The sequence below is a fragment of the Cellulomonas sp. T2.31MG-18 genome, from assembly GCF_964266755.1.
Taxonomy (GTDB): domain Bacteria; phylum Actinomycetota; class Actinomycetes; order Actinomycetales; family Cellulomonadaceae; genus Cellulomonas.
Genome location: NZ_CAXWGW010000001.1, coordinates 1075471 through 1093231, shown reverse-complemented (window position 1 = coordinate 1093231; position 17761 = coordinate 1075471). Strand labels below are relative to the sequence as shown.

The window sequence follows — 17761 nt, the reverse complement described above, 5'->3', positions numbered from 1 at the left end:
AAGGGGTGACCGGGGACGGCCCGCGACTCGCCCGCTAGGTTGGGCCACGCCCGCACGGACGGACGGCCCGCGGGCGGTCGGAGCGACGCGAAGGAGGACGACGATGGCCGGGTACGCGCACAACATCGCCCTGGTTGCCCACGACAACAAGAAGGTGGAGCTGCTGCGCTGGGCGGAGTTCAACCGCGGCACGCTGTCCCACCACCACCTCTACGCCACCGGCACCACGGGCACCATGCTCGAGTACGAGCTGGGGCTGCCGGTGACCCGGCTGCTGTCCGGCCCGGTGGGTGGCGACCAGCAGATCGGCGCCAAGATCGCCGAGGGCGCGATCGACATGCTCGTCTTCTTCTGGGACCCGCTGGAGCCGCAGCCGCACGACCCCGACGTCAAGGCCCTGCTGCGCATCGGCGCGGTGTGGAACGTGCCGATGGCCTGCAACGTCGCCACGGCCGACATGCTGATCTCGTCCCCGCTGCTGGCCACCGACTGGAACGCGAACCGGCCCGACATCACCCCGCGTGGGTGGGAGGGTTCGACGCCGGTCGCCTGAGCCGGTCGAGCGGGCCGCGGGAAATCGCCGGCCCCACATTGTGAACAGGCGCACATGTGAAAGGGCGGCGGCGGGACGTGTTCACGTCCCCACCGCCGCCCTTCTGCAGTCGCGCCCCCTGGCGCGCCACATTGGGCCTACCGGCTTACACGGTCGAGCGACCGCGACCCACCAGCCAACCGATCAGGCTGATGACCAGCAGGGCGATTCCGATCCACAGCAGGATCTTCGCTGCGGTGACGGCGACGCCGAGGACGATCATCACGACGCCGACGATGATGAGAATGAGCCACAGAGCCATGGGACAGCTCCCTTCGCTGAGCGGACGGCGGCGGTAAGCCACCTGGGAAAGATCGTCACCCGGCTTTCACAGGTTCGCATCCGGAACGATTCGGACGGCCGGCGGCCGGGGCCTGCGCGGACGCCTTCCGACGGTTCGCCGGGGCCGCCCGAGGTGCCGGCGGGGGCCCTCGTCCCCAGATGCGCGGAGCTACGGGCCGAGTGATCGTGGAGGCATGACCACCTCCGCAGACCCGGGCTCGACGCGCGGCCCTGACGACACCGACGCCGACCCCGGCACCATGAACCCGCGCACCGGCGCGGCGGCTCGGGACGAGTCGTCGGGCGAGTACGAGGACACCGACGCGGACCCGAACAACCTGAACCCGCGGGACCTGCGCGAGGGGGTGTCGGACGATGGCTGACGGCTTCCCCGCACAGCAGCAGCAGCCGCCCGGCCACACCGACCCGATGGTCCCCGACCCGGACCACGGCGAGCAGAGCTACACCGGCTCGGACAAGCTGGTGGCCAAGCGCGCGTTCATCACCGGCGGCGACTCCGGCATCGGGCGGGCCGTCGCGATCGCCTTCGCCCGCGAGGGTGCCGACGTGGCGATCGGGTACCTGCCCGAGGAGCAGGACGACGCCGAGGAGACCCGCGACTGGGTGCAGAAGGCCGGCCGCACGTGCGTGCTGGTGCCCGCGGACCTGACCGACGAGCAGCAGGCGCGCGAGTCGGTGCGCACCGCGGTGTCCGGGCTCGGCGGGCTGGACATCCTGGTGAACAACGCCGGGTTCCAGATGGCGCGGCGCGAGTCGATGGCGGACATCACCACCGAGGACCTGGACCGCACCATGCGGACCAACCTCTACGCGATGTTCTGGGTGACGCAGACGGCGCTGGAGCACCTGGGCAGCGGCGCCTCGATCATCAACACGACGTCGATCCAGGCGTACCAGCCGTCGACCTCGCTGCTGGACTACGCGTCGACCAAAGCCGCCATCACCAACTTCACGGTGAACCTGGCGGCGGAGGTCGGTCCGAAGGGCATCCGCGTGAACGCGGTGGCCCCCGGGCCCATCTGGACGCCGCTGCAGCCGGCGACGCAGCCCGTCGAGAAGCTGGAGAAGTTCGGCAGCGACACCCCGCTCGGCAGGGCCGGGATGCCGGCCGAGGTGGCGCCGGCGTACGTGTTCCTGGCGGCGGACTCCACCGGGTCGTACGTGTCCGGGACGGTGCTGGGCGTGACCGGCGGCAAGCCGGTGTTCTGACCGCGCGGCGGCCGGGCGGGCCTGCGGGTCCCCCGGCCGCGCGGCGGTCGTGGGTGGTTGTCGGGTCGGCCGATCGAGGAGGTTCGGATGCGGGTGCAGCGAGGCGTGAGCAGTGCGGGCCGGGTGGTGGTCACCGGTGGTGCCGGGTTCCTGGGCAGCCACCTGTGCACCGAGCTGCTGGACCGGGGCGCCGAGGTGGTGTGCCTGGACAGCTTCCTCACCGGCTCGCCGGCCAACGTCGCGCACCTGATCGACAACCCGCGGTTCCACCTGACCCGCTGCGACGTCACCGACTTCGTGCACGTGCCCGGGCCGGTGGACGCGGTGCTGCACTTCGCCTCCCCCGCCTCGCCGGTGGACTACCTGCAGCTGCCCATCGAGACGCTGAAGGTCGGGTCCATCGGCACCGGTCACGCGCTGGGCCTGGCGAAGGACAAGGGCGCGCGGTTCCTCATCGCCTCCACCTCGGAGGTGTACGGGGACCCGCAGGTGCACCCGCAGCGCGAGGACTACTGGGGTCACGTGAACCCCGTCGGGCCGCGCGGCGTCTACGACGAGGCCAAGCGCTACGGCGAGGCGCTGACCACCGCGTACCGCAGCGCGCACGGCGTGGACACCGCGATCGTGCGGATCTTCAACACCTACGGCCCCCGGATGCGCCCGCACGACGGGCGGGCGATCCCCACGTTCATCCGGCAGGCGCTGGCCGGCGAGCCGGTGACGGTGGCCGGGGACGGCAGCCAGACGCGGTCGGTCTGCTACGTGGACGACCTGGTGCGCGGCGTGCTGGGGCTGCTGGACAGCGGGCACCCGGGGCCGATGAACATCGGCAACCCGCGGGAGCTCACCGTGCGGCAGATCGCGGAGGACGTGGTGGCGGCGACGGGGTCGCGTTCGCGCATCGACTTCATCCCGCGGCCGGTGGACGACCCGGAGGTCCGGCGCCCCGACACGGGGCTGGCGACCGAGGTGCTCGGGTGGGCGCCGGAGGTGGCCTGGGAGGAGGGCCTGGAGCGGACCGTTGACTGGTTCACCACGGCGCTGAGCCGCACCGCCTGAAATTGCCAGTCCGGCGAACTAATCGTCCGGTGATTTGACGCCGCATCCCACGTGGGAGCGCTTCCGTTGACACCGGTCGAGGCCTTTCTGATACTGGCCGGAGGCGCTTCACGCGCCGCGGCACCATCAATGCAGATGGTTGCTACTTACCAGCCGGAAAGGCGGTCGCACGTGCGATCACGTGGTGAGAACCTGCGTCAAGAGAGCGCTCCCAGGCGCCGAGTCGCAGTCGTGGGGGTGACGTTCCTCGGTCTGGCGCTGAGCACCGGACTGGCCGCGGCGCCGGCAGTCGCGGCCGACCCGCACCAGGGCGGCAGCGCGACGGACCTCGGTGCGAACGTCGTCGTCTTCACGCCGTCGATGTCGACGGCGGACATCCGGGCCCGCGTGGACGCGATCTACGCCCAGCAGTCCGACAGCGAGATGGGCACCGGCCGGTACGCCCTGCTGTTCGAGCCGGGCACGTACGGCTCGGCGACCGACCCGCTGGACATCCCGGTCGGCTACTACACCGAGGTGGCGGGGCTGGGCCAGGACCCGTCGGCCGTCACCATCAACGGCGGCGTCACCGCCATCGGCAAGAACGGCAGCGGCTCGCTGGACATCTTCTGGCGGTCCGTCTCCAACCTGACCATCCACGTGGTGCCCACCTCCGACGGCTGCCACACCGGCAACGAGATGTGGGCCGTCTCGCAGGCCGCACCCATGCGGCGCGTCGACGTGAAGGACTACACGACCTTCATGCCGTACTGCGAGAACCCCAACTACGCGTCCGGCGGGTTCGTCGCCGACTCGTTCCTGGAGGGTGGCGCGCTCAACGGCTCCCAGCAGCAGTTCTACGTGCGCAACACCAACCTGGGCGGCGGCTGGTCCAACTACGTGTGGAACCAGGTGTTCTCCGGTGACGTCAACGCCCCCGCGCAGGACTTCGGCAACGGCGCCGCGTACACCACGCTCGCGCAGACGCCGGTGAGCAAGGAGAAGCCGTACGTCTACACGGACACCGCCGGCAGCTGGAACGTCTTCGTGCCGTCCGTGCAGCACGACTCCGTCGGCACGACGTGGGCCAACGGGCACACGCCGGGGACGTCGATCCCGCTGTCGAAGTTCTTCGTCGCGACCCCGTCGGACTCCGTCGCCACCATCAACGCCGCCCTGGCCCGCGGCCTGAACCTGCTGCTGACGCCCGGCGTCTACGACGTCGCCTCCCCCATCAAGGTGAAGCGGCCCGACACCGTGGTGCTCGGCCTGGGCATGGCCACGCTGACCGCCACCAACGGCAACACCGTGCTGACCACCGGTGACGTGCCCGGCATCGACATCGCCGGGATCACCGTCGACGCCGGTGCGACGAGCTCGCCGGTGCTGGTGCAGATCGGCTCGAAGAACGGCAACAACGGCCGCCCGCACGACGGCGCGTCCAACCCCGTCGCTCTGCAGGACGTCTTCTTCCGCATCGGTGGCCCGCACGTCGGCAAGGCGGACCTGGCGCTCGAGGTCAACACCGACCACGCGATCCTCGACGACCTGTGGGTGTGGCGTGCCGACCACGGCGTGCCGGGCTCGGTGGGCTGGACCGTCAACACCTCGAACACCGGCCTGGTGGTCAACGGTGACGACGTCACGGCGACCGGCCTGTTTGTCGAGCATTTCCAGAAGTACAACGTGATCTGGAACGGCAACGGCGGAAAGGTGCTCTTCTTCCAGAACGAGCTGCCCTACGACCCGCCGACGCAGGCCGACTACCAGCACGACGGCGTTCTGGGATATGCCGCGTTCAAGGTGGCCGACTCTGTTGCGAGCTTCCAGGGGTACGGCATGGGCAGCTACATCTACACGAACGTGAACCCCGACATCCACGTGTCGCACGCGTTCGAGGTGCCCGTGAACGACGGCGTGCGGCTGCACGACCTGCTGACCATCAACCTCAGCGGGCCGGGCACCATCGACCACGTGGTGAACGACACCGGCGGGCCGGTCAGCGACGCCAACAAGGACGTGGCGAGCCAGGTGGTCAGCTTCCCGTGATCGCCCGCTAACAGCAGCCCCGTCGCGTGGGGATGGTCCCGGACTCATCTCCGGAACCATCCCCACGCTCACGTTCGGTGGGCTAGCCCGCTCCGGCGGCCGGAGACGGGCCCCCGCAGGCGGCGCTGGTGCTCGGCTCCCGATGCCGCGTCGTCCATCGACCCGAGAGATGGCATTGGCCCAGCAGCCCAGGTGGCCAACCCCGCGACGTCGACGTAAGGGATCAAGAAGGAGGGCCGCCGACCCGATCACGCCACTCCAGCGCCGACTTCGTCGGACCCGTGGGAGCAACACGCCGGTAGCCCAGCCGCAGGCCGGACACGCTCCAGGCCCTAACCTTCCGGTATGCCGAACGGAATACCGTCGTTCAACCAGTTGCACTTCGGACACCTTGACGCAAGCCAAGAGGCGGTAGAGCAGCCGGAACTCCTGCGTGACGGTTACTACGACTATCGTGAGGCAGTTTACGGAATTACGTCACGCCATACATGGTTGATTCTGGGACCAAAGGGCTCGGGTAAGTCGGCTGCTCTCGAGTCCATTCGCCTCAGATGGGAGCCAGACCCCCAGCGATTCTTCACTTATTGGAACCTCGGCGCTTTCCCTGTAAACGACGTGACGAAAATTGGCACCGGCCAGTCGAGTGGCGCTTCCCGCGCACAGGCGGCCTGGGAGTTTCTACTGCTGTTGCGGATTGTCGAATCTCTCACAAACGACCAGGGTTTGAGTTGCCCGGGCTCCTTCACAAAGATGGTCAGAGGACTGCGATCTAGTGGACTAATCGCGGGCGATTGGCTATCGCGAGTATCTCATTGGGCGAGCACCAGGGTTAAGTTCGACGCGAAGGTTCTCGGTATTGAGGGCCAATGGGACAACGACGCCGTCACGCCGCTCGACGTGAGCGCATACATACGTCAGCAATTGAGCGAAGTCCGCACCGAGAGCACCCACACGATCGCTCTGGACGGGCTTGACTCGTTCTTCTTCGAAGCCGAAGACGAGTGGACCTCGCTGTCCGCACTAATGTCCGCCCTCTACGCGCTCAATCGAGAACTGCTAGCCGTCAGTTTGCCAATTGTGCTCGTGGCCGCCGTGCGCTCCGACATCCTCGACGTCCTCCCCGGACCGGAGGTCACCAAGCTGAAGCCACACTCTGTTCACCTTGACTGGAATGCAGGCGGAATTGGTGCGAAGAACCATCTCTGGAAGCTCCTTTCAACGAAGGCCGGCGTCCATCATCCTGACGTCCGAAACATCGTTACGCAGTATCTGAGGACCGAGGTGGCGATCGGGCCACACCGCAGTCTGTCAGAGTTTCTGCTGGACAACACTCGCCTCCTGCCGCGGGACGCGGTTGCACTTATGGGGTACCTGCAGTCCGCGTACCGCGGAAACGGACAGGTGACCGAAGCGAGTGCAAAACAAGCCGTACAGACGTATACGGAGCAGTACTTTGTCAGCGAGATATTCGACAATATCGCCGGGGTGCTCCCCGCCGGAAATGCGCGGCATATCGGCAGCTTCCGGGACGCACTCCGGACTGCTCCATCCAGGTTCTTCGACTTCCAGTATCTGCGTGACGAGCTCGCAGGCGAGCTTGACCCACCACAAATCAAACTGCTCCTGAAGCAGATGTTCGAGACTGGCGGCATCGGGATTAGGAATGGTGCCTACACGGACTTCGTCTTTCGGAAGGTATCAGGTGCTGGGTTCACAACTAGGTACGAGTTCATGCTGCATGACGCTTTAACTCGCGCTTGGAACCGGCCGTGGAATTGACCTGCACTCCTGGCAGACATGCGATTGCACATAGCGCGGAGACCGATGTGACGGCATTGACGAACCCTCGTGTCGCCACCCGCAACTTGGTGCGGCGCGCGACCGGCGATGCGCATCGGCCGACAATTCCGATGGGCAACCGGACGACGAGTCGGCTACCCATCTTCGGTGGCGAGTCGCGGCGACGAATCGCCCGGGCCTTGCTTCCCATTTGTCCGTAGGTTCCAGCACCTTGCCGGCCTTGGGACGGGCATGGCGCGGCGAGCGCTCATCTTGTTACCTCGGAGGCGAGCTGCGCGGCCCCCGGATCTCGGCAAGAACTTGCTCCACGCTGACCGCTGCCAATGCAACGTCAGTAGCCGAACCCTGGGGGTCACCGAGGTGGCTTGGGTCGCCGTGCCAGAGGACGGTGTGGATGTGCTCGTCGATGGCAGGGCCCCATTGTTGTGGCGGGGTGGGGCCGAAGAGGAGGACCGACGGGGTGGTGAGGGCTGTCGCCAAGTGGGCTACACCGGTGTCGCCGCAGATCAGTAGGGCCGCACCAGCAACGAGATCGGCTAGGGCCGGGATGGTGAGGGTGCCGGCGCGGCTCTCGATGAGGCGAGCGGCTGGCGCTGAGTCCCCGGTGAGCTGGGAGCGAGCATCCGTCACGACGCGCGTGGCTAGGTCGACCTCGTCGGGACCGCCTGTCACGAGCACGCGGCGGCCTTCGCAGGCGAGAGCGGCGGTGACAGTCGACCAGCGGTCGGCCGGCCACCGTCGCGAACCCGATGCCGCACCCGGGTGCAGCAGGACGGCGCCCGCGTCGTCGTCGGAAGCCCCGGGCGACAGCGTCAGGCGCAGGTCCTCGCGGCCGCACTCGCCGCCCGCCCAGGTGACCAGGCGGCACCAGCGGTCGACCTCGTGCTCGTCGGCACGCCACACGGGGCCCTCTGGGAAGCCCTCCGCCGCGAACGCGACAAGGCGCGACGGCCGGGTGGCGGCCAGCACTGCGTGGCTCTGTGGCCCACGGCCGTGCAGGTTCACCGCGATGTGGCCGCCCCGGGCCAGTTCCGGCGGCAGCACCAACGGGTCGAGCCCCGCGGCGGGCACCACCTCGTCCACCACGCCGAGGTCCCGCAGCCAGGAGCCGATGCCGACCGGCCCGGCGAGCCACAGCCGGCGGTCCGGCCAGGCCCGTCGGACGCCACGCAGCGCGGCGACACCGGTGAGGGCATCGCCCAGGCCGAGGGCCCGCAGCACCAGCACCTCGCCGGACGGCCCGGCCGATCCAGCCTCGACAGCCCCGGCCGCCTCAGCAGTCCCCGCCGCCACTGCCGTCGTCACGACGTCGTCGGGCGCCACGCCGCTCACGGCCAGGAGCTCTCCCCCGACGCCATCACCAGCATCTCTCTGATCTCTGACCCCACAGGCTGCCGCAGCGCGGTCAGCACGGCGCCCGCCGTCGCCGCCGGGTCGTTCAGCTGGGCGTCGGGCCCGGGGCGGTACTGCTCCGTGCGGCCGTCGAAGAACGCCGTCTTCATGCCGCCCGGGATCAGCAGGGTGACGCCGACGCGCCCGGCGAGCTCGGCCGCGAGCGCGTGCGTGAAGCCGCGGACGGCGAACTTGGACGCGCAGTAGGCGGTGGCGTCGCTGAAACCGCGCAGCGCGAGCGTGGAGCCGACCGTGACGACGGTGCCGTGGGTCCGCTCCAGCGACGGCAGGGCGGCGCGGATCACCGCGACGGTGCCGAACAGGTTGACGCGGACCACGTTCTCCCAGGTGGCGGGGTCGATGTCGAGCAGGCGGCCGGGCGCGTCGATGCCGGCGGCGGTCACGACGGCGGACACGTCGCCCACCTGGTCGATCAGCTGCTGGGTCGCCTGCGCCGCCGCAGTCGGGTCCGCCAGGTCCACCTGGACGTGCGGCACGTCGGCCGACGGCTCGGCGCGGTCCAGCACCACCGGGGTGCCGCCCGCGGCGCGGACGGCCTCCACCACCGCGGCACCCAGTCCGCTGGCACCGCCTGTGACCAGGACGGTTCCGAGCTCGCGGGGCTGGAGAGGGGTGGTGGGCTGCACGTCGGTCGCGGTCACGCGGTCTCCTTCATGGGGTGGGCTTCTTCGGGACGCGTCGCGGAGCGGCGCAGGATCGAGGTGGTGGAGCGGCCGTCCAGGTAGGGCAGCAGGACGATGCGGCCGCCGTGGCGCTGCACCACGTCGGCCTCCGGCAGCAGGCGCTCGTCGTAGTCGCCGCCCTTGACCCACACGTCGGGGCGTAGGTGCTCCAGCGCGGCGCGCGGGTCGTCCTCGTCGAAGACGAGCACGGCGTCCACGCAGTCGAGCGCGGCGAGCACGCGGGCCCGGTCGGCGGCGGTCACCACCGGACGGCCGGGACCTTTGAGGCGCCGGACGGAGTCGTCGGAGTTCATCAGCACGACGAGGGAGTCACCCAGCCGCCGGGCGGCCTGCAGGGTGGCGACGTGCCCGGCGTGGACGATGTCGAAGCAGCCGCCGGTCGCCACGAGGGTGCGGCCTCCGGCGCGGAGCGTGGCGGCCGTCTGACGCAGACGGGCGGGCGACGCCGCGGCACCGTCCGACGCGACCTCGGGCGCCTCGGTGTCGGCGGCCTCGTCCGCTGACGACGACCGCGGCCTGGCGTGCGAGCGCCGGAACGCCTCGGCGCCGCCGGCCTCGACCCACTCGCTGGCGTCGAGCACCGCCGCCGTGACGGCGTCCGTCACGGTCGCACCGGCGGCGAGCGCCACGACGGCGGAGGCCGCGAACCGGTCCCCCGCACCGCACGGGTCCCCGCCGGACGCGGCGGGCGCCGGGACGTAGCGGACGTCCCGGCCGGTAGCGACGAAGGCGCCGTCCGCACCGGCCGTGACGGCGACGCCGCGGGCCGACCAGACGTCGAGCAGAGCCGACGCGCGCACGTCCGCCGGTGCCGACGCCTCCGGCCGACCGCGCAGCGCACCGGCCGCCTCGGAGAGGTTGGGCGTGACCAGCGTGGCGCCCGGCACGGGCGCACCCCCGCGCGGGTGCGGGTCCCACACCAGCACACCGGTCGCGGCTGCCCTGGTCAGCAGCGTGCGCAGGTGCTCGTCGTGCGTCGTGCCGGCGCCGTAGTCGGACACCAGCACGGCGTCGGCCTGCGCCAGCACCGCGGCCACGTCGTCCACCGGCACGGCGCCCGGGGTGCCGGGACCACCGTCGTCCACCCGCACCAGCGACTGGGCCTGGCTGCGGACGCGGGTCTTGGTGCGGGTCGCGCCCTGGTGCGGCAGGGCGAGCAGGTCCACCCGGCCGGTGAGCCCTGCGGTGAGCCGGTGACCGGCCTCGTCGACGGCCACCGGTGCCACCAGAGTGACACGAGCGCCGGAACCGGCGCAGAGCAGCGCCGCGAGACCGGCACCGCCGGGGCTCTCCCGGATGCCCGTCACGTCGAGCACCGGCGCGGGGCCGTCCGGGGACAGGCGCTCCACCGTGCCGTCGACGTCGCGGTCGAGCATCACGTCGCCGACCACCACCACGTGCGGACGTCGCGTCATGCCGTCATCCCGATCTGCCGGTTCGGGGCCGGCTGCGGCTCCAGCTCGGGCCGGTCGTCCCGGAGGGCCAGCTCGGCGTCCAGCGCCGCGCACAGCGCGTGCACCGCCACCAGGTGCACGGCCTGGACGGCGGCCGTCGAGGGCGCGTCGACGCACAGCGCGTCGTCGGAGGCGGACGCCAGCGGGTTGGGGCCGCGGCCCGTCAGCGACCACACCGTCACGTCGCCCACCTCGCGAGCCCGCTGCGCGGCGTGCAGCACGTTGGGGCTGCGGCCGGACGTGGACATCAGCACCAGCACGTCGCCGGGCCGGGCATGGGCCTCCACCTGACGCGCGAACATCTCGGCCACGCCGTAGTCGTTGACCAGGGCGGTCACCGACGACGTCTCCGCAGACAGGCAGATGGCGGACAGCGGGCGGCGCTCGCCGAGGAACCGGCCCACCAGCTCGGAGGTCAGGTGCTGGGCCTCCGCCGCGCTGCCGCCGTTGCCGGCCGCCAGCAGCCGGCCGCCGGACGAGAGGCGGTCGGCCAACGTGGCGCCCCAGCTCTCCAGGGTCGACGACTGCCGGCGCAGGCCGCGCAGCGCGCGGCGCAGCTCCTCGTCGTGCTCGTCGATCCAGCTGCGCGCGGTCATCCGGCCACCCCCTCGCCAGCGGACCAGGCTTGCCCGGACCAACCCTGCTGGCCCCACGCCTGCGACCAGCCGGCCTGGGCGAGCATCGACTGGTAGACGAGCTCGGTGTCCTGCGCCACCCGGGTCCATGAGTAGCGGGTGAGCGCCCGACGACGGGCCGCCCGGCCCAACGAGCGGCGCAGCCCGGCGTCCGGCAGCAGCCGGCGCAACGCCGCAGCCAGGGCCGACGGGTCCCGCGGCGGCACCAGCAGGCCCGTCACGCCGTCCACCACGGAGTCGAGCAGGCCGCCGACGGCGCTGCCGACCAGCGGGACGCCGCAGGCGGCGGCCTCGAGCGGCACGATGCCGAACGGCTCGTACCAGGGCGTGGCCACCACGGCGTCGACGGCCGAGATCACGCCCGGCACGTCCGCGTGGCTGACCCGGCCCAGGAGCTGGACGCGGTCCGCGACGCCGAGCCGTTGTGCCAGCGCCACCAGGCGGACCGCCTCCGGGTCCTCGTCGAGGTGCGCCTGGTCCGGGCCGCCGGCGATCAGCAGCTCGGCACCGGGGACGTCCACCAGCGCCTCGATGGCGGTGTCCACGCCCTTGCGCTCCACCAGCCGGCCGATGCTGAGCAGCCGGTAGGGCTGGCGCTGCGGCGGCAGGGTGGTGCTGGCGGGCACCGGGCGGAAGTGCGCGACGTCCACCCCGCACGGCACCACGCGGATGCCGGTGTCCGGCACGCCGAGGCGCACCAGCTCGGTCACCTCGTCCGTGCAGGTGGCGATCACGGCGTCGACCCGGCGGCCGATGGTCGCCTCGGCCTCGACGCGGCCGGCGGGGCTGGTGTCCTTGTCCCGCTGGTGGCGACGCTTCACGCTGCCAAGGGCGTGGAACGTCTGCGCGACGGGCACGCCGGTACCGGCGGCGGCCTGGACGGCGGCCAGGCCGGACATCCAGAAGTGGCCGTGCACCACGTCCGGGGCGCCGTGGCGGGCCCAGTCGTCGGCCAACCACAGCCCGAACTCGCGCATGTAGGGCAGCAGCTCGTCCTTCGGCACCTCCTGCGGCGGTCCGGCGGGGACGTGCACCACCTCGACGCCCGGCTCCATCTGCACGCGCTCGGGCGAGGTCGCGTCGTCCCGGCGCGTGTAGACGGTCACCGTGTGACCGGCCTCGACCAGTGCGCCGGACAGCGCCGCGACGTGCACGTTCTGCCCGCCGGCGTCCACTCCCCCGATCACCGCGAGCGGGCTCGCGTGCTCGGACACCATCGCGATCCTCATCCCGTCACCCCCTTCAGCAGGTGGTCCCAGTCGGACAGGAAGCGCGCGAGACCGAACCGGTCCAGCGCGAACGTTCGGGCGGCGGCGCCGCGGTCGCGGGCCTCCGCCGGGTCGGCCAGCCACCGCTGCAGGGCGGCGACCAGCACGGCGGGGTCGGCGCTGACCACGCCGGCGTCGGGCGGCACCGCCTCGGGTGCCGCGGTGGTGGCCAGCGCTGCGACGGGCATGCCGAGGGTCATCGCCTCGATCAGCGACAGGCCCAGGCTGGTCCAGCGGTACGGGTGCAGGTAGGCGCGGGCGCCGGCCATCGCGGCATGGAGCTGGGCCTGCGGCAGGTCGTGCAGGTGGCCCACGAGGGACGGCTCCCGCTCCGCCAGCGGCGCCGTGCCCATGCCGTACACCTCCACCGGCAGGCGGGCCGCCACGTCCAGCAGCACGTCGGTGCCGGCCACCCGCCAGCGGCGCACCGGCTCGTTCACCACGGCGGCCACCCGCTCGCGCTCCCCGGTCCACAGCGGGCCCGGGTCGGGGATGCCGTGCTCGATCACGGTGACCGGCGCGGACCCGTTGTCCCAGGTCAGGGCGTTGAACGGGGTGACGTGGACCAGCGGGACGTCGGTGCGGTCCGCGAGGTGGTGCCGCGTCGTCACGGCATGGCCCGCGGGCGTGTTGTGCTCGACGTACACGGCCGGCACGTCGACACCGGCCCGGAGGCCGGTCCACCGCTCCAGCAGCTCGAGCTCGGTGGGTCGCTGCAGCACGACGACGTCCACCAGCTCGTCGCGCAGCGCGTCGACGTGCACCTCCCGGACGGAGGCCGGCCAGTCCCACGACTGCGCGCGGCCGCGGCCGTCGGGCGACCGCTCGTCGTCCACCGGGACCACGTAGTCGTGCGGACCCTGGACGAACGACGTCATCCACGAGCCGTGCACGTGCCAGGCGAGAACCCTCATGCGTGCACCTCCTCGGTCGGCCCGGTCAGCCGGCTCATCCCCGTCAGCCGGGTCAGCTCGGTCAGCGCCGTCAGCGGCAGCGGCGCGCCCGCGAGCGCGTCGACCGCCCGCACCACGGCGTCCGGATCGACGTCCAGGCACGGGTGGCCGGGTACCGGGCACTGCCGCGCCCGGGAACCGGCGCACGGGGCGTCCTGGTCGCCGAGCAGCACGGTCGGGACACCCCACGGCGCCCACCGGTCGGCCGGCACCACGGGCGCGAACAGCGACACCACGCGGGTGCCGACGGCGGCCGCGAGGTGCGCCGGGCCCGTGTTGCCCACCACCACGGCGTCGGCACCGGACAGCACCGCGGCCAGCTGGGCGAGGTCGGTGCGGCCGGAGAGTTCGGTCACCTCGGCCGGGTCGGCCGCGCCGGCGGCGACCGTGGCGGCGAGGTCCCGCTCCCCCGGCCCACCGGTGACCACCACGTGCCGGCCCGCGGCGGTCAGCGCGCCGACCAGTCGGGCAGCGTGCTGCGGCGCAGGGGCTCGCGACGGCACCGAGGCGCCCGGGTGCAGCACCACGTAGGGGCGCACCGGCAGCAGCGCGGAGACGTCCGGCAACGGGTGCCGCACCGCGAGCGCGCCGTCGTCGTCCGGCGCCAGCGCGCCGCCGGCCGCGCGTGCCAGGTCCAGCGCCGCCTCCACCTCGTGCAGCCCGGCGGGCCGGTGGTGGCGGACGTCGAGCAGCGAGCCCGGGTAGTCCTCGCTGGTGGCCGCGATCCAGCCGATGCCGGCCAGGCGGAGCAGCAGCGCGGTGGGCAGCGGGCTCTGGTGGAACGAGGTGAAGACGACGGCTCGGTCGTACCGCGCGGCGCGCAGCGCGTTGACCAGGGCGTCCACGGCCACGGTGTCCACCGGCGGCGGCGCGAAGCCGCTCCACGGGGCGTCGAACACGTGCACCTGGTCGACACCGGGCAGCAGCCGCGCCGCCTGGGCACCCGTGGGCGAGACGAGCAGGTCGACGTGGTCGGCGAACGTGCCGAGTGCGCGGACGGCCGGTCCGGTGAGCAGCACGTCGCCGTCGCTGTCGAGGCGGACGGCCAGCAGCCGGCTCATCGGGTCACCGCCAGGTGCCGGGCCAGCGGAACGTCGGGGCGCAGCAGCCGGATGGCGCCACGCAGGTCCTCCGCCACGTCCTCGGCGTGCTGCACCTCCTCCGGCAGGGTCACCGGCGTCGGCACCAGCACGGCACGGGCCCCCGCCGCGACAGCGGCGGCGACGTCCGTGCCGATGTCGCCCACCACGGCGCACTCCCAGGGCGCCACGCCGAGCCGGTGGGCCGCCTCGAGCACCAAGCCGGCACCGGGCTTGCGGCACGTGCACCCCGCCTCGGGGCGGTGCGGGCAGACCACCACGGTGTCGAACGGACCCAGCAGCTCGACGACGCGCCGCTGGACGGCGTCCAGCTGCGCCGCCGTCAGCAGCCCGCGGCCGACGCCGGACTGGTTGGTCACCATGCCGACCAGCACGCCGGCGGCGCGCAGGGCGTCGAGCGCCTCGCGGGCGCCCGGTACCGGCTGCACGGCGTCCGGGTTGCTGTTGTAGGGGACGTCCTCCACCAGCGTGCCGTCGCGGTCGAACAGCACCGCGCGCACCGGCGGCCGCCACGGCGGCACGTCGTCACCGCGCACCGCCAGCTCCCCGGCCACCCGGTGCCGGACGGCGGCGAACGGGATCACGGCGGAGGTCCACGCCATGCGGCGCCACTCCGGCACCCACCCGGTGTCCCCCGGACGGGGACCGCCGGACAGCCGGACGCGCAGGAAGTCGGCGGTCAGCGCCGCCGAGGCCAGGCCGGCCAGCGCGGCGGTCCGGTGACGCCGGGCGGCGAGGGCCGCCGTCGCGGCAGCCGCGGCGCCCACCGTGGCGGCGTGCCACGCGAAGCGCCCACGGCCGGTCTCCGCCAGGTCGCGCCAGCCGGGTCCGTGCAGCGCCCGCATCAGCACGTCGTCGCGCGCACCGGCCTGCACCCGCACGCTCACGCCGTCGTCGGCCGGCCGCACCGGGTGGTGCGTCACCCGGTCGCCGACCACCAGCTCCCAGCCGCCCTGCCGCACGCGCAGCGCCAGGTCGGCGTCCTCCCGGTAGGCGCGCGGGAAGCGCTCGTCGAACCCCTCGACCCCCGCGAGCGCCGTGCGGCGGTACGCCATGTCGGCCGTCGCCCAGCGGGCGTGCTCGAGACCGGCGGTGTTGCGCTCCCAGTCGGTCGGCGGCCGGTCGGCCGGCAGCGGCACGTGCAGCCGCGCCTGCGTCCCGGCGACGGTCGCCTGCGCGTCGGCCGACCGCAGGTCCGCCAGGAACGCCTCGCCCCAGCCGGACGGCAGCCGCACGTCGTCGTCCAGGAACAGCACCCAGTCCGTGCGGACCGTGCGCCACCCGGCGTTGCGGGCGGCGGCCGGGCCGCGTCCGCCGGTCCGGAGCAGCACCGGTGCGGGCAGCTGCCCCGCCGGGCCGGGCAGGGCGAGCGGCGCGTCGTCGGCCAGCGGGCGGTCGTCGACGACGACCACCTGAGCGGGTGGGTCCCCGGCGAAGACCTGCGCCGCGAGGTCGGTCAGCAGGGCGTGCAGCGACGGCCGACCCACGGTGGGGATCACCACCGCCCAGCTGGGGTGGACCGTCCGCCCGTCGCGCGAGGGCGGCGTGCCGTCGCCGTTCACGCCTGCACCCCGTCGTGCTGCGCGAACACCTCCGACCGCCGCACCAGGTGCGGGCCGAGCACCAGCAGGTCCACCGGTGCCGAGCCGAACAGCTCCAGGGCGTCGCGCGGGTCGTCCACCATCGGCCGTCCGGCCGTGTTCAGGCTCGTGTTGATCACCACCGGCAGTCCGGTGCGCTGCTCGAACTCGCGCAGCGTGGCCCCCAGCCGCGGCTGGGTGGCGGGGTCGACCGTCTGGATGCGGGCGGTGCCGTCGACGTGCACGGCGGCAGGGATGCGATCGACCCACCCGGCGTCCACACGGTGCACGAACAGCATGTACGGGCTGGGGATCGGTCCGTCGGAGAAGATCTCGGCGGCGCGGTCCTGCAGCACCATCGGCGCCACCGGCCGGAACTGCTCGCGGCCCTTGACGTCGTTGAGCCGCTCCAGGTTCTCGGCGAACCCGGGGTGCGCCAGCAGGGACCGGTGGCCGAGGGCCCTCGGGCCGAACTCGCTGCGCCCGTCGAACCAGGCGACCACGCCGTTGGACGCCAGCACGTCGGCCACCTCGGCCGCCAGGTCGTCCGGCGTGCTGAACGGCACCTTGGCGGTGCGCAGCTTCGCCGCCAGCTCGTCGTCCGACCACTCGCGGCCTAGCGCGGCGCCCGGCATCGGCCGGACCGGCTCACCAAGCTCGGCCGCGACCTGGAGCGCGGCGCCCAGCGACGTGCCGGCGTCGCCCGCGGCCGGCTGCACCCACACCTGCTCGAACCCGCTCTCCCGCCAGATCCGGGAGTTCGCCACGCAGTTCAGCGCGATGCCGCCCGCCATGGTCAGCGCCGTGTCGCCGGTGCGCTCGTGCAGCCAGCGCGCCAGCTCGACGAGCACCTCCTCGAGGCGTGCCTGCACGGAGGCGGCGAGGTCGGCGTGCGCGCCGCCCCACGTGCCGTCGTCCACCCGCGCCGGCGCCCACCGCGACCAGTCCGGCACCGGCGCCACGAACCCGCCGTCACCGGTCGTCCGCACGATCTGACGCAGCTCGTCCAGGAACCGGGGCTCGCCGTAGGACGCGAGGGCCATCACCTTGTACTCGTCCGACGAGCGCAGGAACCCGAGGTGCTCCGTCAGCGACTCGTACAGCAGGCCCAGCGAGTGCGGCAGCTCCTGGGTGGTGAACACCTCGATGCGGCCGTCCTCGTACCGGCCGGCCAGGTGGGAGGCGCGCTCGCCGCGGCCGTCGAGCACCAGCACGCTGCTGGTCGGGAACGGGGACGCCAGGGCCGCCGAGGCGGCGTGGGCCACGTGGTGCGGGACGTACCGCAGCTTGCCCTCGTCGATGCCCGGCAGGGTGCTGTGCAGGAACCCGGCGACGTGCTCGGCGTACGTGGTGCGCAGGTGGTCCCAGGGGTCGTGCAGGCCCAGGTCCTCGGCCGACTTCGACAGCGCGGGGTCGAAGCTGTAGGCGACCACGTCGACGTCCTCCGGGCGGATCCCCCCGGCCTCGAGCACCCAGCGCATCGACAGCTCGGGCAGCTCCCACGCCGAGAACGGCACCGGCCGCTTGCCGTGCTTGCGGCGGCTGAACCGCTCCTCCTCGGCCGCGGCGACGACGGTGCCGTCCACGACGAGGGCTGCCGACGGGTCGTGGTAGATCGCGTTGATCCCCAGGATTCGCATCAGTGGCCGACCTTTCCGGTGTGAGCGAGAGTCGTCCTCGGTGG

The 17761-nt window shown here is 72.5% G+C and carries 16 protein-coding genes; 6 read left to right on the top strand and 10 right to left on the bottom strand.

The window, feature by feature from the left end; translation table 11 throughout:
• Positions 1 to 103: 103 nt before the first annotated feature.
• Positions 104 to 553: a methylglyoxal synthase gene (locus ACFQTY_RS05095; protein ID WP_378098105.1), complete on the top strand. Its 450-nt coding sequence runs from the start codon at positions 104 to 106 to the stop codon at positions 551 to 553.
• Positions 554 to 698: 145 nt separating this feature from the next.
• On the opposite strand, the gene ACFQTY_RS05090 is transcribed toward ACFQTY_RS05095, so the two are convergent.
• Positions 699 to 854 carry a hypothetical protein gene (locus tag ACFQTY_RS05090; protein ID WP_263729507.1) on the bottom strand — a complete coding sequence of 52 codons (156 nt, stop codon included), beginning with the start codon at positions 852 to 854 and terminating at the stop codon, positions 699 to 701.
• Between the two features lie 214 nt (positions 855 to 1068).
• On the opposite strand from ACFQTY_RS05090, the gene ACFQTY_RS05085 reads away from it, so the two are divergent.
• The 5 genes from ACFQTY_RS05085 (at position 1069) to ACFQTY_RS05065 (ending at position 6970) form a co-directional block, all read left to right on the top strand.
• Positions 1069 to 1257, top strand: a complete 189-nt coding sequence (locus tag ACFQTY_RS05085; RefSeq protein ID WP_378098102.1) for a hypothetical protein — start codon at positions 1069 to 1071, stop codon at positions 1255 to 1257.
• Positions 1250 to 2104, top strand: coding sequence for an SDR family oxidoreductase (locus ACFQTY_RS05080; RefSeq protein WP_378098099.1), 855 nt, complete (start codon positions 1250 to 1252; stop codon positions 2102 to 2104). Before ACFQTY_RS05085 ends, ACFQTY_RS05080 begins: the two co-directional genes overlap by 8 nt.
• 87 nt (positions 2105 to 2191) lie before the next feature.
• Complete coding sequence (locus ACFQTY_RS05075; RefSeq protein ID WP_378098096.1) at positions 2192 to 3163, top strand: UDP-glucuronic acid decarboxylase family protein; 972 nt, start codon at positions 2192 to 2194, stop codon at positions 3161 to 3163.
• Positions 3164 to 3400: 237 nt separating this feature from the next.
• Positions 3401 to 5191 carry an adenylyl cyclase gene (locus tag ACFQTY_RS05070; RefSeq protein WP_378098093.1) on the top strand — a complete coding sequence of 597 codons (1791 nt, stop codon included), beginning with the start codon at positions 3401 to 3403 and terminating at the stop codon, positions 5189 to 5191.
• Between the two features lie 345 nt (positions 5192 to 5536).
• Positions 5537 to 6970, top strand: a complete 1434-nt coding sequence (locus ACFQTY_RS05065) for a P-loop ATPase, Sll1717 family (RefSeq protein ID WP_378098089.1) — start codon at positions 5537 to 5539, stop codon at positions 6968 to 6970.
• Positions 6971 to 7246: 276 nt separating this feature from the next.
• Here the strand turns inward: ACFQTY_RS05065 and ACFQTY_RS05060 are convergent, their stop codons facing one another.
• Genes ACFQTY_RS05060 through ACFQTY_RS05020 form a run of 9 tightly spaced genes read right to left on the bottom strand, consistent with a single transcriptional unit; the run spans position 7247 to position 17717 of the window.
• Entirely contained in the window at positions 7247 to 8323 is a 1077-nt protein-coding gene (locus ACFQTY_RS05060) for a glycosyltransferase family 9 protein (protein ID WP_378098086.1), read from the bottom strand.
• Complete coding sequence (locus ACFQTY_RS05055) at positions 8320 to 9045, bottom strand: SDR family oxidoreductase (RefSeq protein ID WP_378098083.1); 726 nt, start codon at positions 9043 to 9045, stop codon at positions 8320 to 8322. The genes ACFQTY_RS05060 and ACFQTY_RS05055 overlap by 4 nt, the downstream gene beginning before the upstream one ends.
• Positions 9042 to 10502 carry a PfkB family carbohydrate kinase gene (locus ACFQTY_RS05050; RefSeq protein ID WP_378098080.1) on the bottom strand — a complete coding sequence of 487 codons (1461 nt, stop codon included), beginning with the start codon at positions 10500 to 10502 and terminating at the stop codon, positions 9042 to 9044. The genes ACFQTY_RS05055 and ACFQTY_RS05050 overlap by 4 nt, the downstream gene beginning before the upstream one ends.
• Positions 10499 to 11137, bottom strand: coding sequence for an SIS domain-containing protein (locus ACFQTY_RS05045; protein ID WP_378098077.1), 639 nt, complete (start codon positions 11135 to 11137; stop codon positions 10499 to 10501). The genes ACFQTY_RS05050 and ACFQTY_RS05045 overlap by 4 nt, the downstream gene beginning before the upstream one ends.
• The gene (locus ACFQTY_RS05040) at positions 11134 to 12405 is read right to left on the bottom strand and encodes a glycosyltransferase (protein ID WP_378098074.1); all 1272 of its coding nucleotides are present in this window, start codon (positions 12403 to 12405) and stop codon (positions 11134 to 11136) included. Before ACFQTY_RS05040 ends, ACFQTY_RS05045 begins: the two co-directional genes overlap by 4 nt.
• Positions 12402 to 13358 (bottom strand): glycosyltransferase, encoded by a 957-nt coding sequence (locus tag ACFQTY_RS05035; protein ID WP_378098071.1) that lies wholly within the window; start codon positions 13356 to 13358, stop codon positions 12402 to 12404. Before ACFQTY_RS05035 ends, ACFQTY_RS05040 begins: the two co-directional genes overlap by 4 nt.
• Positions 13355 to 14458: a glycosyltransferase family 9 protein gene (locus ACFQTY_RS05030; protein ID WP_378098067.1), complete on the bottom strand. Its 1104-nt coding sequence runs from the start codon at positions 14456 to 14458 to the stop codon at positions 13355 to 13357. Before ACFQTY_RS05030 ends, ACFQTY_RS05035 begins: the two co-directional genes overlap by 4 nt.
• Positions 14455 to 16059, bottom strand: coding sequence for an HAD-IIIA family hydrolase (locus ACFQTY_RS05025; RefSeq protein WP_378098064.1), 1605 nt, complete (start codon positions 16057 to 16059; stop codon positions 14455 to 14457). The genes ACFQTY_RS05030 and ACFQTY_RS05025 overlap by 4 nt, the downstream gene beginning before the upstream one ends.
• A complete protein-coding gene (locus ACFQTY_RS05020; protein ID WP_378098061.1) occupies positions 16056 to 17717 on the bottom strand; it encodes a carbamoyltransferase in 1662 nt (553 codons plus the stop codon). Before ACFQTY_RS05020 ends, ACFQTY_RS05025 begins: the two co-directional genes overlap by 4 nt.
• Positions 17718 to 17761: the final 44 nt, after the last annotated feature.